The organism is Actinomycetota bacterium, assembly GCA_028698215.1.
GTDB lineage: Bacteria > Actinomycetota > Humimicrobiia > Humimicrobiales > Humimicrobiaceae > Halolacustris.
Genome location: JAQVDY010000005.1, coordinates 70,694 through 86,367, shown reverse-complemented (window position 1 = coordinate 86,367; position 15,674 = coordinate 70,694). Strand labels below are relative to the sequence as shown.

General features: G+C 36.9%; 19 protein-coding genes. All 19 read left to right on the top strand.

Features of this window, described 5'->3' with window-relative positions; all coding sequences use genetic code 11:
- The coding region (locus PHN32_03025) for a type II secretion system protein GspG (protein ID MDD3776563.1) at positions 1-180 on the top strand (180 nt) is incomplete at its 5' end.
- Positions 181-363: 183 nt separating this feature from the next.
- Positions 364-1,119: a prepilin peptidase gene (locus PHN32_03020; protein MDD3776562.1), complete on the top strand. Its 756-nt coding sequence runs from the start codon at positions 364-366 to the stop codon at positions 1,117-1,119.
- 9 nt (positions 1,120-1,128) lie between these two features.
- Positions 1,129-2,250: a type IV pilus assembly protein PilM gene (pilM, locus tag PHN32_03015; protein ID MDD3776561.1), complete on the top strand. Its 1,122-nt coding sequence runs from the start codon at positions 1,129-1,131 to the stop codon at positions 2,248-2,250.
- Positions 2,247-2,933, top strand: a complete 687-nt coding sequence (locus tag PHN32_03010) for a hypothetical protein (protein MDD3776560.1) — start codon at positions 2,247-2,249, stop codon at positions 2,931-2,933. Before pilM ends, PHN32_03010 begins: the two co-directional genes overlap by 4 nt.
- A gap of 3 nt (positions 2,934-2,936) precedes the next feature.
- Positions 2,937-3,473 (top strand): type 4a pilus biogenesis protein PilO, encoded by a 537-nt coding sequence (gene pilO, locus PHN32_03005; GenBank protein ID MDD3776559.1) that lies wholly within the window; start codon positions 2,937-2,939, stop codon positions 3,471-3,473.
- A gap of 4 nt (positions 3,474-3,477) precedes the next feature.
- Positions 3,478-3,957 (top strand): hypothetical protein, encoded by a 480-nt coding sequence (locus PHN32_03000; GenBank protein ID MDD3776558.1) that lies wholly within the window; start codon positions 3,478-3,480, stop codon positions 3,955-3,957.
- An 11-nt stretch (positions 3,958-3,968) separates the two neighbouring features.
- Positions 3,969-5,099: a chorismate synthase gene (gene aroC / locus PHN32_02995; GenBank protein MDD3776557.1), complete on the top strand. Its 1,131-nt coding sequence runs from the start codon at positions 3,969-3,971 to the stop codon at positions 5,097-5,099.
- 3 nt (positions 5,100-5,102) lie between these two features.
- Entirely contained in the window at positions 5,103-5,618 is a 516-nt protein-coding gene (locus tag PHN32_02990; GenBank protein MDD3776556.1) for a shikimate kinase, read from the top strand.
- A complete protein-coding gene (aroB, locus tag PHN32_02985; GenBank protein ID MDD3776555.1) occupies positions 5,615-6,712 on the top strand; it encodes a 3-dehydroquinate synthase in 1,098 nt (365 codons plus the stop codon). Before PHN32_02990 ends, aroB begins: the two co-directional genes overlap by 4 nt.
- Positions 6,713-6,715: 3 nt before the next feature.
- Entirely contained in the window at positions 6,716-7,153 is a 438-nt protein-coding gene (aroQ, locus tag PHN32_02980; GenBank protein ID MDD3776554.1) for a type II 3-dehydroquinate dehydratase, read from the top strand.
- A gap of 137 nt (positions 7,154-7,290) precedes the next feature.
- Positions 7,291-8,136: a hypothetical protein gene (locus PHN32_02975; protein ID MDD3776553.1), complete on the top strand. Its 846-nt coding sequence runs from the start codon at positions 7,291-7,293 to the stop codon at positions 8,134-8,136.
- Complete coding sequence (locus PHN32_02970; GenBank protein ID MDD3776552.1) at positions 8,117-8,677, top strand: hypothetical protein; 561 nt, start codon at positions 8,117-8,119, stop codon at positions 8,675-8,677. The genes PHN32_02975 and PHN32_02970 overlap by 20 nt, the downstream gene beginning before the upstream one ends.
- 9 nt (positions 8,678-8,686) lie before the next feature.
- Entirely contained in the window at positions 8,687-9,997 is a 1,311-nt protein-coding gene (locus tag PHN32_02965; GenBank protein MDD3776551.1) for a hypothetical protein, read from the top strand.
- Positions 9,998-10,009: 12 nt separating this feature from the next.
- Complete coding sequence (locus PHN32_02960) at positions 10,010-11,119, top strand: Xaa-Pro peptidase family protein (GenBank protein ID MDD3776550.1); 1,110 nt, start codon at positions 10,010-10,012, stop codon at positions 11,117-11,119.
- 16 nt (positions 11,120-11,135) lie between these two features.
- Positions 11,136-11,696, top strand: coding sequence for an elongation factor P (efp, locus tag PHN32_02955; GenBank protein ID MDD3776549.1), 561 nt, complete (start codon positions 11,136-11,138; stop codon positions 11,694-11,696).
- Positions 11,697-11,699: 3 nt separating this feature from the next.
- Positions 11,700-12,116 (top strand): transcription antitermination factor NusB, encoded by a 417-nt coding sequence (gene nusB / locus PHN32_02950; GenBank protein MDD3776548.1) that lies wholly within the window; start codon positions 11,700-11,702, stop codon positions 12,114-12,116.
- Positions 12,117-12,215: 99 nt separating this feature from the next.
- Positions 12,216-13,040 carry a TlyA family RNA methyltransferase gene (locus PHN32_02945; protein MDD3776547.1) on the top strand — a complete coding sequence of 275 codons (825 nt, stop codon included), beginning with the start codon at positions 12,216-12,218 and terminating at the stop codon, positions 13,038-13,040.
- A gap of 3 nt (positions 13,041-13,043) precedes the next feature.
- Positions 13,044-13,913: an NAD(+)/NADH kinase gene (locus tag PHN32_02940; protein ID MDD3776546.1), complete on the top strand. Its 870-nt coding sequence runs from the start codon at positions 13,044-13,046 to the stop codon at positions 13,911-13,913.
- A 13-nt stretch (positions 13,914-13,926) separates the two neighbouring features.
- The gene (gene recN / locus PHN32_02935) at positions 13,927-15,666 is read left to right on the top strand and encodes a DNA repair protein RecN (protein MDD3776545.1); all 1,740 of its coding nucleotides are present in this window, start codon (positions 13,927-13,929) and stop codon (positions 15,664-15,666) included.
- Positions 15,667-15,674 lie beyond the last annotated feature (8 nt).

The window sequence follows — 15,674 nt, the reverse complement described above, 5'->3', positions numbered from 1 at the left end:
GACTATATGGCTAACATGCCCACCACTGATGCTTGGGATAATGCTTATAGCTACAGTGCTACTGATACGGGTTACACTTTAACCAGCAATGGTGCAGATGGCACTAGCGGAAATGATGATGACATCCAACTGTCAAATGGTGCTTTTGTTACCGAAACAACTACTGGGGAAGAGGGTTAATTAAAAGGTATTTTAATACTTCAAAGAGGGCTTATTTAATATAAGCCCTCTTTTTTGACTATTGACCTTAGCTGTGTTAATATTCAAAAGAACAAATAGCTATTTCCATATTTAATTTTATAGAAATTTAAGTGGTAGAAATAGTAGCAATTACACTAAACAGCAATAAATAAGGCGCCCAGCATGGCAAATATACCCATATATATAATACTATTTATAGTCGGCCTTATAGTAGGAAGTTTTTTAAACGTAGTAATATACCGCGTCCCCAGGGGCTTGTCCCTATATAAACCGGTTTTTTCTTTTTGTCCTCAATGTAAGGCAAGGATAGCTTTCTATGACAATATACCTGTTTTATCCTATATTATACTTAAGGGCAAATGCAGGCATTGTAAGAGTCGTATTTCGGCCACTTATCCATCAGTAGAGTTACTGACTGCTTTACTTTTTGTTTTAAATTTCTATTTTTTCGGATTGAGCCTGAAACTTCTAATAAGCATTATTTTTGTTAGCGCCCTTATAGCTATATCCGTCATCGATATCCAGTTTAGGATAATCCCCAATATAATTACCTGGCCTTTGACCATTGTGGGCCTGGCGTTAAATATCGTTGATAAGCCCGGGCAATGGTGGATGCCTTTGGCTTTCAGCGCAGGGGCATTTGTATTTATGCTTATAATACACTTGCTTTATCCCAAGGGTATGGGAATGGGGGATGTAAAACTAGCTTTAATGGTTGGGGCATTTTTGGTAAAAGCAGTTATTGTAGCTTTATTTGGGGGCTTTCTGGTAGGGTCTATCTATGGAGTGGTTCTAATTGCTGCCCGGAAAAAAAATCTTAAACAGGCAATACCTTTTGGACCTTTCATTTCTTTAGGCAGCCTTATTGCGCTGTATGCAGGAAATATTATAATTAATTGGTACCTGGGATATTTTTAAGGGGATAGAATGTCTTACATTGGCATGGATATTAGTTCTAACCGCATTGCAGTAGCTGAAGTGGCTAAAAACAGAAATAAGTTTTTGGTCACCAATGCTGCCGTGTTTGAGGTACCACAGCAAGTTATTGAAAAGGGTGAAATCAAGGATACCAAAGTAGTGTCTAATGCCATAAAGGAAATCTGGAATTATTACCGTTTCAGATCTAATAAGGTATTGGTGGGATTATCCAATCCCAAAGTAATAATTAAGGAAATTAAACTTCCTTTAACTGATGATAAAGAAATTGATTCGGCTATTAGGTACCAGATCAATGATCTGGTACCTATTGCCAAAGACAATATTACTTATGATTATTTTATAGTAGACAAGCATAATGGTTCCTCTGATGTAATGATTGCTGGAGCAGCAAAAAATATTATTGACAGCATTGTAGAAAGCTTAAGAGCTATAAAAATAAATCCGGCGGCCATTGATTTAAACTGTTTTTCACTTTATAGGACCATGGATGCTGCTTACGATTTTCAACAAGCTAAAACAAAAAAAGGTGCTTATTGCTTGGTAAGTATAGGGAAAAATATCTCTATCATAAATATGGTAACAGAAGGCCAGTTAAAGTTTCCCCGGTTCAGTAATATAGGCATAGAAAAATTTATAGATTATATTGTTAAAAAACTTAATCTTGGTTATAGCGAAGCAGAAAAAATACTGGATACCTTTGATTTTGATTTATCATTAGATATCCAGTTTGACCGAAAGCTTGCATCAGGGGAGCTACCTAATGCTGGTACCCAGGTTAAAAAAAATAATCATGATATTGCTTTAAATGTTGCTATCAAGGAAGCCAGCAGCCAGTTTATTAATGAAATAAACCGTTCTATAGATTATTTTCTAAACCGTTATGCAGCCTATCATATTGAAAAGATTATTCTTAGCGGGGATACCTTTTTAAATTTTGACAGATTTGCAGAAAAAGAAACCACGTTTCCGGTAGAACAATTCAAAATCAGCCAGTTTTATGACCTTAGTGCCCTTAATAAGAAAACCTGTTATACCGGTAAGAGCCTGGAGATATTGGGCAATCAGTTGACTATGGCCATTGGCATGGCCTTAAGGGGGTATGGTTTATGAAATACATAGACCTGCTTCCCAGGCAAGAAAGAATTTTCAACAAGAGGACTGTGGCATTAAATATAGCCATAATACTCATCGTAATAATATTAGCAGCCATGTCTTTTGGGCTAATCATCCTAAAGGATATGAACCAAAATCTTAACCAGGATTTAGCTCAATACCAGGCAAAAGGCAAGGAGCTGCAGGGATATGTAGAACAGTTAAAAGCATACGAACAATTCCAGCAGAGGGTTCAAACCAAGGAAGATTTAATTGGATCCTTGCAGCAGAAAGAAATATTATGGTCTAAGTTAATACACAGCCTAGGCGAGTCAGTTCCTCCCAGGATAAGTCTTACCAATTTTGAAGGAAGCATGAACTCTATAAATTCATTTTTAGAGGGATATTCCGAGGAAAAAATGGAACAAAAAGTTAGCTGTTTTACTGTTAAAGGCTATGCCGAGAATTATACCGATGTGTCCCGGTTGATAATTAGCTTAAAACAAATACCCTATATCGGCGATGCTTGGGTGGAAGGCATAAGCAATTCTCAGATAACAGAAGGGGTTAATGGACTAATTTTTACAGTACAAACTTTCTGGGATATTCCACGCCTGGTAGAAGAATGGGAAATTACTGCCCAGACCGAAAATGATTTATCTTCTGAAGCGGATCAGGAGCAATTTTTAGAATTGGAATAGTTGATGAGTAATAAACATAGAGTAGTTATAATAGTGATAATGTCAGTAATAATGCTGGGTATCTTTTTAGCCTTGATTATGCCTGTTCTTAGGCAGAACAGCCAAATCCGCTTTATGATAGAAGAACAAAAGAAGGCTAATAGCAGTTTGACCGAAAGAATAAATCAGTTACTGGGCATTAAGGAAAAATTCACTATGCTTTATGCTCAGTATCAAAAATATTCAGTAGAGCTTCCCAGCAAAAGCGATATTCAGGTTTTAACTAATGAAATTTATAATATTGCCCAGTTTGCAGAGGTAGAAATTCAATCAATAAGATATAATGAGGTGGTTTTAAAAGACCAGGAACAGACACCGGCTATTGATATAAATATTGCCATTACCGGAGAATACTATAACCTGCTGGTGTTTACGCAAACTTTGGAATCTATGCCCAGAACAATAACCTTGGAAAGCACGGAAATGTCTCTGGCTGGTGAAGGCTATCCGGAAATGATAGCTTTAATAAACGGGAAAACCTATTATCAATTAAATCCTTGATTTTATGAAAAGAAAGATTATTTTAATACTGGTACTGGTTATTGCGGCAGTCTTTCCAGCTGGCTGCCAGATTAAGCCATTCCTGTTTCCTGAACAAAAAATAGAAATAGATACCGGCCCTGTTTTAGATATAGATTTAGACCAAAGACAGCTGGCCATGATAGAAACAATAGATGATAATCTGGAAACCACTTATCAGATAAAGGGGGATGTAGATATAAGCCATGATATCCGTAATCCTTTCCAACCCTATTATATACAGCAAAACCAGGAAAATGAAAATACTATAAAACTGGAGAAAATATATAGCCAGGATGGGGTGGATTATGCTGAAATAAAATTTAATGAATTTAGTTACAAGCTGGTAGAAACCGATGTATTTGCAGAAATATACAAGGTTCAGGCTATTAATGAAAATTCAGTGGTACTGCTAAAAGGTGATGAAATTATCACCATTTTTTTAGATCAATTGATACTAGACTGATAAGGGGCAATATGAGGTATTTAACTGCAGGAGAATCACATGGAAAATATTTAATGGGCATAATTGATGATTACCCTTCAGGAGTAAACATAGATATAGATTTTGTAAACCGGGAGTTAGGCAGAAGACAGGTAGGTTACGGTAGGGGAAACAGGATGAAAATTGAGCAAGATAAGGTTGAATTTATCTCTGGTTTAAGCCAAGGGAGTTCTACCGGCAATCCTATTTCCTTTTTAATACCTAATAAAGATTTTAAAAACTGGAATGACAAACAAGAAGAACCTTTACTAAACCCGCGCCCGGGTCACGCCGATTTAAATGGGTTTATTAAATACCATCAGCACAGCATAAGGGATTCAATTGAAAGAAGCAGTGCCAGGGAAACCGCGGCCAGGGTGTGCACCGGAGCTTTGGCAAAACTGCTGCTGGCAGAAGTAGGAATAGAAATCTTTAGTTATGTCGACCATATTGGGGGTATCGGAATTCAAAAACCAGTAAAACTGACATCAGGGCTTAAGAAACAGATAGAAGGTTCAGGGTTAAGATTTCCGGATCCGGTTATTGAAAATAGGATAAAACAAAAAATAGGGCAGGCTGCTCAACAGGGAGATACCCTGGGAGGCAGCTTTACAGTAATAGCTACCGGTGTACCTGTAGGCTTGGGGAGTTATACCCAATGGGATTTTAGGCTGGATGCTATTATCGCTAAAGCCATTATGAGCATACCCGCTATTAAAGCCGTGGAAATTGGAGACGGTTTTCAGTCAAAAAATAAGGCTGGAAGCCTTTTCCATGATGAAATATTCTATTCAAAAACTAAAGGGTTTTACCGTAAGACCAACCATAGCGGAGGTATAGAAGGAGGCATCAGTAACGGCCAAGATATAATAGTAGGAGCAGTTATGAAACCTATACCCACCACCTCCAAGGGGTTGAAGACGGTTAATATTAAAACCAAAAAAGCAGAAATTAGCCTTAAGGAAAGATCGGATGTATGTGCTGTTCCCAGCGCCTCTGTAATAGCAGAAGCCATGGTGGCCATGGTATTAGCTAATGCAGTACAGGATAAATGGGGCAGGGATAATATGGAAGAAGTTAAGTTAAATTACCAGCTTTGGCAAGATTACTATAGAAATATCTAATTAATGAAGTATAACAATATATCACTAATAGGCTTTATGGCTTCTGGTAAAAGCACGGTAGGGAAACTGGTGGCAGAAAAACTGGGAATGCTATTGGTAGACATTGACAGGATAATTGAAATCAAACAGGGTATGACCGTTGCTGAAATTTTTAATAATTTTGGAGAAATATTTTTCAGGGAAATTGAATCTGAGGTTATAGGCAAGATCTATAATAATAAAAATTGTGTATTTGCCTGTGGGGGCGGAGTAGTGGAAAGGGGAGATAATATACGGATTATAAGGAATAATAGCTGGGTGGTTTACTTAAAAGTATCTCCCCCTAAAGTTATGGAACGGATAAATGGTTCAAATGTAAGGCCTTTATTACAGGTTCAAGCTAAACAACAAAAAATTGAACAGCTTTTAGAACAAAGGAAGCAAGCATATGCCCAAAGTTCACATTTGGCCCTGGATACCGATTGGTTAAACCCAGAGCAGGCTGCTAAAATTATTATAAATAGTTTTAAAAAATTATGAAAAAAATAATAGCAAAAACTTCTACTAGAAATTATCCTATTTTTTTAGGTAATAATTTATTCAGATCTGCCCCAAAATTGCTAAAAAGCTTAAAAGATGCCCGGCAAGTGCTGTTAGTCTCTAATCATAAAATTGATTCCATATATCATTCCAGGCTGTTGGATATGTTAAACGATACCGGGCTGAAATTCAGCATCTTTTTAGTCCATGACGGAGAGACTTTTAAAAATAATACAGTCTGCAGCGAGATCTATGACCAGATGTTAGCCAGTAATTTCCACCGGACTGATATAATGATAGCTTTTGGGGGCGGAGTTATTGGTGATTTGGCCGGGTTTTCTGCTTCTACCTTTCACCGTGGAGTAAAATTAGTGCAATACCCTACCACTATTGTAAGCCAGGTAGACTCCAGCATAGGAGGCAAGGTAGCGGTAAACTACAAGCAAATAAAAAATATTATTGGCACCTTTTATCAGCCTCACCTGGTAATAGCAGACTTTGATCTATTATCTACCCTGGAGACCAAAGAAATCATTAATGGATTAGGAGAAATAGTAAAATATGGACTGTTATTTGACAAAGGCATATTGAAACTATTAGACAGGATAATCGAAAGTCCATCCCAGCTAAATTCTGCCATAAAAAGCCAGTATTTTGACCAAATCATATATAAATGTGCCTTAATAAAAACCAAGGTAGTAGCCCGGGATGAAAATGATATTAGCTATAGAAACCTGCTTAATTTTGGACATACTATAGGCCACGCCCTGGAAAAGGCTTCTGGTTTAACTTCTGTCACTCATGGGCAGGCTGTGGGGCTGGGTATGCTGGCTGCATTAGATATATCTATTGAGCTGGGTTATCTTAGCACAGATTTTAAAATGCAAATTTTAGGCCTGTATAAAAAAATAGGACTTCCTACTAAAATTGAAGGCATAGATATGGATAAAATAATTAAAGCCATGGGTTATGATAAAAAGTTTGTAAGTGGTAAGAATAAGTTTGTATTGCTAAGAAATTTAAACCAGCCTTTTTTTTATTGTGACTTAAAACAAGATATAATTATAAACAGTATTAAAAACAATATGGGTTAAAACATGAAAAAAATAATAATAATAAATGGACCTAATTTAAATCTTTTAGGCCAGAGAGAAAAAGAAATTTACGGGCAAGAAAGTTTCGAAAAGATTTACAGTAAGCTGGGTAATTACGCTCAGGATAAAGGGGTAGAACTTTCTTATTTTCAATCTAATTCTGAAGGTTCCATCATAGACCATCTTCACCAGTGCCGCCACCATTGCGACCTGGTCATTATTAACCCTGGTGCATTAACCCATTACAGCTATAGCCTCCATGATGCTATTTTGGCCTGTAAACTGCCTGCCATAGAGGTACATATATCAAATATATACCGCAGGGAACAGTGGCGGAGCAAATCAGTTATTTCTCCAGCTGCTGTGGGGGTTATATGCGGTTTTGGCACTTATGTATATGAATTAGCCCTTATAGCCGCCATTAACTATTTGAATCCATGATCAAACTAATTTTACTCTCTAAATTTAAAAGATCCCTAAAAAAGATCCAGGTCCAAGACGGCTTCACATTAGTAGAAATAATAATAGCTATCTTTATTCTATCTATAGTTGCAGGGTTGGTGATACACAGCAGTATTATGGCAGTCAATACCTCCAAGATAAATAGGGCCAAGACCACAGCTTTGGCCATAGTAAATCAAGAGATAGAAAAAATAAGGGCTATGGATTATGAAGATATAGGCATTATAGCATCAGATCCGGAAGGAATTTTAGAATCCCAAATCACTACTGAAGAAGGTTACAGGATATACTACCGCATAGCATGGGCAGACCAGGATGAAAATTATAAAAAGGTGGCAGTAACCGGATATAAGGAACCGATGGTAGAAGAGGTCAAGGTAATAACTATGGTTTTCCCAACCTTTAAAGCTTCTCAAGATCAAAGCAGCACTTTATATCCTGCCCCTTCAGATCTTATGCTGAGCCCAATTGATGGAACCAGCAATATAGTGCTTAATTGGAATTCACCGGATACAACCTTAACCATTACCGGTTATAGCATATACCGCAATTATAGTCTCCTGGGAAATAGCCTTAACAACAGTTACATAGATAACCCTGATCCTGAAATTCCCTACACTTATTATGTTACTGCCACCTATGAAGATAATACAGAAAGCGGTCCCAGCAATGAAGTTTCAATTGGATCAGAGCCGATTAACTATTTGCCTCCTGAAAACCTGCAGCTAGTTTCAGATACAGACCCGAGCTCTAATCTGATCATTTACCTGGAATGGGAAGCCCCTGCTATTAGTCTAACCGTAAGCGAATATAGAATATACAGGGATAATATTTTTCTAGCCAGCACTACCGATAATATTTTTACCGACTATCCGGAAAACAACCAAACTTACAGTTACTATGTAACTGCAGTATATGAAAATGGTGAAGAAAGCGGGCCAAGTGAAACGCAAAGTAACTAGACTTATTAATTCAGATACCGGGTACTCACTGGTTGAGGTAATACTGGTAATGATGCTGTTATTGATAGTAGTAGCCATTATTACGCTAACTTATTTTACTTCTTTTAAAGCTTCGGAATTGGTGATCGGGTCTTCCATTTCAGAGAGGACGGCCAGGGTAAACCAGTATAGTATGGCCAGAGAATTAAGGGAGGCTACCGATATTAGTAAAGCAGAAAATTCCCATATTACTTTTGTTAGCGACATAAATAGCGACCAGGAAATAGAGGATGTTAACTATTACCTTCAACTTGAGGGTGAAACCTATGCTCTCTACAAACAGGTGGCAGGCCAGGCTGGAATCAAGACAGCGGATAATATTATAGATACAAATTTATTTACTTATTACAATTCCAGCCAGGAACAGATTGACGATCCTGTCAGTACTGATAATCTGGAAAACATAAGCATAATAAAAATAAATCTAGTAATAAGGGGCAGTAATGATGCCGCGCGGGACTCTGAATTAAGCACTTATGTAAGCCTTAGAAACAGACTTTAGGAGCTGCAGATGAAAAAACAAGGAGGAAATGCAACCATTCTGGTTTTAATAATGGCTATAGCAATTGTTATAGGAATAATGGCTATGATAAGCTTTGTATTCAGGGATATAAATTTTACTAAAATAGATGAGGAAAACCTAAGGGCCCTAAATTTAGCAGAAGCAGGTATAGCAAATTTTCAGTACCAGTTAAAGCTTCACCTGGAGGGAATACAAGAATTGCCGGAGTTGGGTTATTCGCAGAACGTCATTGATGAAGACAGTATTGAAGGCAGTTATACTTTAAATTATGAGCAAGTATATGAAGGAGAAACCTTGTCCGGTTATGATGTTGTTTCCACCGGTATTGATAGTAGCCAAAGGCAGAGAACTATTAAGGTATTTATAAATATTGAACCGGTTATGCCTATTAACATATATGAATATATCTATTCCGCACAATCTATTAATTATGGGGATTTATCTGCTTCTGGTACCAGCATTATCGGACCTTTTTTTACCAATGGCGACCTAAACCTTACCGGAGGAGTTTCCTTCATAAGAGGGCCGCTTCATGTACATGGGAACATTTTATTAGGGGGGAATTCTTCCATCGGCCAAGCAGAAGAGCCGATTCAGCTATATCTTTCCGGTACAATGAAAAATATAAACGGACAGACAATTGATCCTTTAAATCCAGGAGGTCTGGGACAAGTTTATGTTAGCCAGTTATTTAATCAACCAGCAGAAATGCCAATGCTAACCATTGATGACAGTTATTTGCAGTCACTGGAAAATAAGGTGGTAATAGATGGCGATTTAACCATAAATGAAGGCAGGATAACAGCACAGGGGGTAGATAGCCATTTATTTTTTGATAATCAAGGAATCCTTAATATAGATGGAAATGTAGTGGTGAATGGAAAAGTAACAATTGGATCCAAGATAAAAGCACCGTATACTGTTTATTATAAGGGAAAGGGTAAGATAATCTCTACAGGCGACATTATTATTTACCACCAGCTAATAACAGCCGATGATTTTCCCCAGCAGTCATTACTAATACTTTTGTCCACTTCGGATATCAACCTTGATTTTGGAAAATCAGCTGGTAAGCCGGACGGGAGACTGGTAGCGGTATCCACCCAGAATATAAAGTTGGAAGAAAATACAGAGATAGTCGGCAGTATAATCGGAAAACACCTTGAAATAGATAATAACTCTACTATATACTATGAACCCATGTTAAAAGATTATCTGCCTCAGGATCTACCCCAATCCCAGATAGGCTTAGATAGCAATTTAATTATTGAGAACTGGCAAGAGATTAGAAACCAGTAGGGAAGGATTACAATGGATATTTTTCAAAAAAGGTTTAATAAATTCAAAAACTCGATATTAAAAAAGGATTATTCCCTTTTCATTATCCAGAAAAAAGAAAATATTTTTTATTTAACTGGTTTCTGGGGAGAGGATGGGGCCAGTATGCTCATACTGGGGGAAAATAAAAGCTACCTATTGGTACATTTTATTTATCATAAGGTAGCCAAACAGGAAATAGATAATCCAGATATTGAATTAATAGAATATCAAACTGATAGAATTAAAAGTTTTTCTAAGATTATAAAAAATCTGGACGTTAAAAATATAGCTTTGGAAGATACGGGTTTAAGCTACCAGGATTATGTAAAGATAAAGGAGGTTATGGACCATAAGGAAATAGGGTTAAATATCAAATCAGGCCTGGTAGAAAAACAAAGACTTATCAAAGATGAGTTTGAACTGGAAAACCTGGAACAGGCTTGCCGGTTTTCAGATATGGTTTATGATTCTCTTTTGGAACTTCGACCGGGCTTTTTTTATAATCTAACTGAAACCCTTCTTTATCTGGAAATGGAAAAAAGGATCTATGAATATGGGGGGCATAGAAAAAGTTTTGATTTTATTGTAGCCAACAACCAGGCATCAGCATTGCCCCATTACAATGCCCAAAACAAATTAATTAAACCAGGGATAATTTTATTGGACTATGGAGTAGAATATAATCATTACCATGCAGATATTACCCGCACTTTTTTTGTGGATATGAAAAAAGAAAATAAATTTAAAAAAATTTATGATATAGTTTTACAGGCTCAAAGTTTAGCAATTAAAAACTGCAGGCCTGGTATAAAGGGCAGCCAGTTGGATAAGATTGCCAGGGATTTTATTAGTTCTGCCGGCTATGGTCCTAATTTTGGGCATGGGCTGGGCCACGGAGTAGGTTTGGAAATACATGAAGGGCCCATGGTAGGCAGAAACAGCAATGATATTTTAAAAGAAGGTATGGTCCTGACCATAGAACCTGGCATTTACCTGGAAGGCCTGGGAGGAGTAAGGATAGAGGATACTGTATTAATTGAGAAAAACGGGTGCCGGCTGCTTACCAACTGCAGCAAGGCCTATAAAAATTTAACCGGCTAGAGGAAGGGAATTTTTGATGATTACTACTAATGATTTAAAAAACGGTATGACCGTGGAATATGAAGGACAATTATTTAAAATATTATTTTTCCAGCATGTAAAACCGGGAAAAGGTGCAGCTTTTGTAAAAACCAAACTTAAGAACTTAAATACAGGGTCTACCATTGAAAAAACTTTCAGGGCTGGGGAAAAAATAGAGCAGGCAATTTTAGAGACTAAAAAGATGCAGTATCTTTACAGGGATGTTCACTTTGTATTTATGGATTCAGAAACTTTTGAACAAATACCTTTAAGCCCAGAAAGCCTGGAAGATAAAAAAGAATATCTTAAGGAAAATATGGAAGTTTCTGTAGTTTTTTACAAAGGCAAGCCCATTGAGGTAGAGCTTCCAATTTTTATAGAAGCTAAAATAGTAAATACACAACCTGGAATTAAAGGTGATACCGTAGGGACAGCTACCAAGGAAGCCACTATAGAAACAGGGGCAAAAATACAGGTTCCGCTGTTTGTAAATCAAGGTGATATAGTTAAGGTAGACACCCGCAGCGGGCAATATATGGAAAGGGCTAATAAATAGGTAATGGTAAAGACATCAAGAAGAAAGAGCAGAAAAAGAGCTATAACCTTATTGTACCAGAGCGATTTGATGCAAAAAGACATAAAAGATGTCCTGGATAATGAACAGTCTCTGGGGACAATGGTAGATGATTTTGCACAAAAGTTGGCTTTGGGCGTTTATTTGAGAAAAGAAGAGCTGGATTCAATTATAGAAGGAGTAGTAAAAAATTGGACCTTGGACAGGATTGCCATTATAGACTTAAATATTTTAAGGGTGGCTATTTTTGAAATGTATTATATTGATGACATACCCCTGAAAGTTTCAGTAGATGAGGCTATAGAAATAGCCAAGATACTGGGGCAAAAAGATGATACCCCAAAATTTATAAATGGAATACTGGGTAAAATATTGGCCAATTTAACCTTAAAGAATAATTAATTTATTTTTTGGCTTTCCATTGAATTTAACCCTAACTGCTTTAATAATTATTGGCAAAACCTTTTTAAAACAAGGTATGATACCTGGGGAAGTAAGCCTTTGTCCAAACATAAAATAAAATTAATAGAATTATTATTGCAAAAAAAACTAGCTGATACCCGGCAACTGGCTGAAGCCCTTATTATGGAAGGACGGGTTCTTTCTTCAAACCAAATATTAGATAAGCCCGGAACCCTGGTAGACCCCCAGGAAGAGATAAGAATAAAGGAAAAACTGGATTATGTATCCAGGGGGGGATTAAAAATACAATCCGCTTTTGCTGATTTTAACCTAAGCATTAAAGATTTAAAAGCAATAGATGTTGGGGCTTCCACCGGGGGATTTACTGATTTTTTATTAAAAAAAGGCTCAAGCCAGGTCTTAGCTTTGGATGTAGGCTACGGGCAGTTATCCTGGAAATTAAGAAAAAATCCTAGGGTAACAGTGCTGGAAAGAACCAATATAAGGCATCTGGATCCAGGTGAGCTGCCGTTTAAGGCAGATATTGTGGTAGCTGATGTTTCTTTCATTTCCTTGCAGTCAATTCTTAAAAATCTTATTGGTATTGCCAATCCAGGCGGCAAATTGCTCTTGCTGCTAAAGCCCCAATTTGAAATTCAAAAGTCATTGGTGCCTGCAGGAGGCGTTATAAGGGACAAAATGCTTCATGAAAAAGTTATAAAGGATTTTTTAAATTCAGCCTTAAAACATGACCTTAATATTAAGGGGGTTACCTTTTCACATATAAAGGGGGCTAAAGGAAATATTGAATACTGGATTTATTTGGAAAAAGACAGTAAAGAGAAAGAAATAAATCTAAATTATGATAAAATGGTGGCAGATGTGGTTAATGACTCTCATAATTATTTTAATAGAACAGGATAGATCATGAAAAAAATTGGATTGGTTTCCAATAATAATAACCAGAAGGCTTTAAAAATAGCCAAGGAAGTTTATGATTATTTACTTAATCTTAACTGCCAGGTTTACCTTTTAGAAAAAGATATATTGGCCCAGAAATATAATTTGGATTCTTCCAGCCAGAATGATTTTAGCCAAAAGGTTGAAGCCATAATATCAGTAGGTGGTGACGGCACTTTCTTAAGGGCAGCCAGATATGCCTTTCAAAAAGAAACCCCGGTTATGGGAATCAATGCCGGCAATCTAGGTTTCCTGGCAGAAATTGAGACCAACAATCTGCAAAAATCTTTAGATAATCTATTGGCAGGAAAATACCTTTTGGAAGAAAGGATGTTAATTGAGGGCCGGGTTTTAAGAAAAGGCCAAGAAGTGGGACATGGCAATATGCCATATTTAGCACTTAATGAATTTACCTTGACCCGCTCTATCCTGGAAAAGATTATAAAGATGGAAGTAATAGTTAATGGTTTTTCCGTATTTAACCTGGGTGCTGACGGAATTATCATTTCTACCCCTACCGGCTCCACTGCCTATTCTTTATCTGCCGGAGGCCCGGTGGTACAGCCAAACCAGGATCTTTTTGTTATAACGCCTATATGCCCCCATACCCTTTTTAACCGGTCCATGGTTTTAAATCCTGACAGTGAGATAGTAATCAAGGTAACTACCAAGAACTTAAACAACACCCTTAGCATAGACGGGGTAAAAAGCCCTACTAATTTAATAAACGGCGACACCTTCCTGGTAAACAAATCAAAGTTAAAGTTAAAATTGATTACTTTTAATGATAATATTTTCTTCAATATATTTAAGAGAAAGCTATTGGGTAGAGGCTAGCTGAATTTAGGGAATGTTAAAAAAACTACAAGTTAAAAATTTTGCCATTATAGACGATGTAGAATTAAACCTGGGTGAGGGCTTATGTGTACTCACCGGTGAGACAGGTGCCGGCAAAACACTTATTATAGAAGCCATTAATCTGCTTATAGGGGAGCGGGCAGACAGCAGCCTTATCAGGGATGGAGAAGATAAACTTCTGGTACAGGGATTTTTTGATTTTTCCCACAACAGCACTGCAATTAAATTTTTAATCGGAAGCGGTTTAATAGACCAGCATGATTCTTTTGATGAAATAATTATCAGCAGGGAAGTAAACAGGAATGAAAAAAATAGGGCTTTTATAAATGGTATTTTTGTACAGGTCTCCATCTTGAAAGAACTGGGGTCGATTTTTATAGATATACACGGTCAACATGATCACCAATACCTATTGGATTCCAAACATCATATGCAAATAATAGATAAATTTGGAAAAAAGAGCATCCAAAACATAAAGGAGGAATACCAAAACTGTTTTAATAAATTCTTACAGGTCCAGAATAAGTTAAACCACCTTAAAAGCAAAGAAAAGGTTAAGGAAGAACAGTTAAACGACTTGAGATACAGGGTAGGGGAGATTGAAGCCCTAAACGTTAAAGAAGGCGAACAGGAAGCACTGGAGCAGGAATTAAAAATTCTAAAAAACTACCAGAAAATTTTCCAATATGTATCTGATTCTGTCCAACTGCTAAAAGGGGATGATGACCATAATCAGTCCTTGGTGGATAATATGGGAATACTGCAGAAAAATCTCAGCCAACTGTCAGGAATTGATGGACGTTTCATGCCATTTTTAAATGATGTATCAGGGATGAATGGTGTTTTAGATGATCTTAGCCACTTTCTTAACAGCTACCTTTCCGATTTTGAATACAGCCCCCAAAGGCTGGATAACCTGCAGGAACGGTTATTTAAACTGGAAGAAATAAAAGGTAAATATTCAATGAGCCTGGAAGAGATTAATCAATATGCATTAAAATTAAAGCAGCAAATAGAAAATTATGACAGCCTGGATCAGCAGATTGAAGATATGGAATTGGAGCTGCAAAAAAAGCAAAAGGAAGCATTGGAAAAAGCATTGCAGCTTAGCCAATCAAGAAAAGATGTAGGAAAGACGCTGGAAAAAATGATTACTGCAGAGTTGCAGGATTTAAGTTTTAAGAATGTTTGTTTTAAAATCAGGCAGGACTATTTACCAGGGGAAGAACAAATAGGCTTAAATAATCAGAAAGTCAGGTTAACCTTTGAAGGTATTGATGGTATCGAATTCTTAATTTCCTTAAACCTGGGCCAGCAAGCCAAACCATTGGCCAAGATTGCTTCCGGGGGAGAAGTATCCAGGGTAATGCTGGCTTTAAAAAGCATCATTGGTTCAATTGATTCAATTTCTACTATGATTTTTGACGAAATAGATGCAGGTATCGGGGGAGCCGTATCTTTGACCGTAGGCCAGAAATTATATAAAATTTCTACTGGCTGCCAGGTAATATGTATAACTCACCTAGCCCAGATTGCAGCTTTTGCTCAATATCATTATGCTATTGAAAAATTTAATCAGTCAGGGAAAACAAAAATAAGGATTAACCAGCTTAATGAAGGGCAAAGAGCAACAGAAATTGCCAGAATGTTAAGTGGAATTAAAAATAGCGATATATCATTAAAACATGCTGAAGAGTTAATTAATGCGGCCGAAACCATAAAAAGGAAATAAGGGAAGGG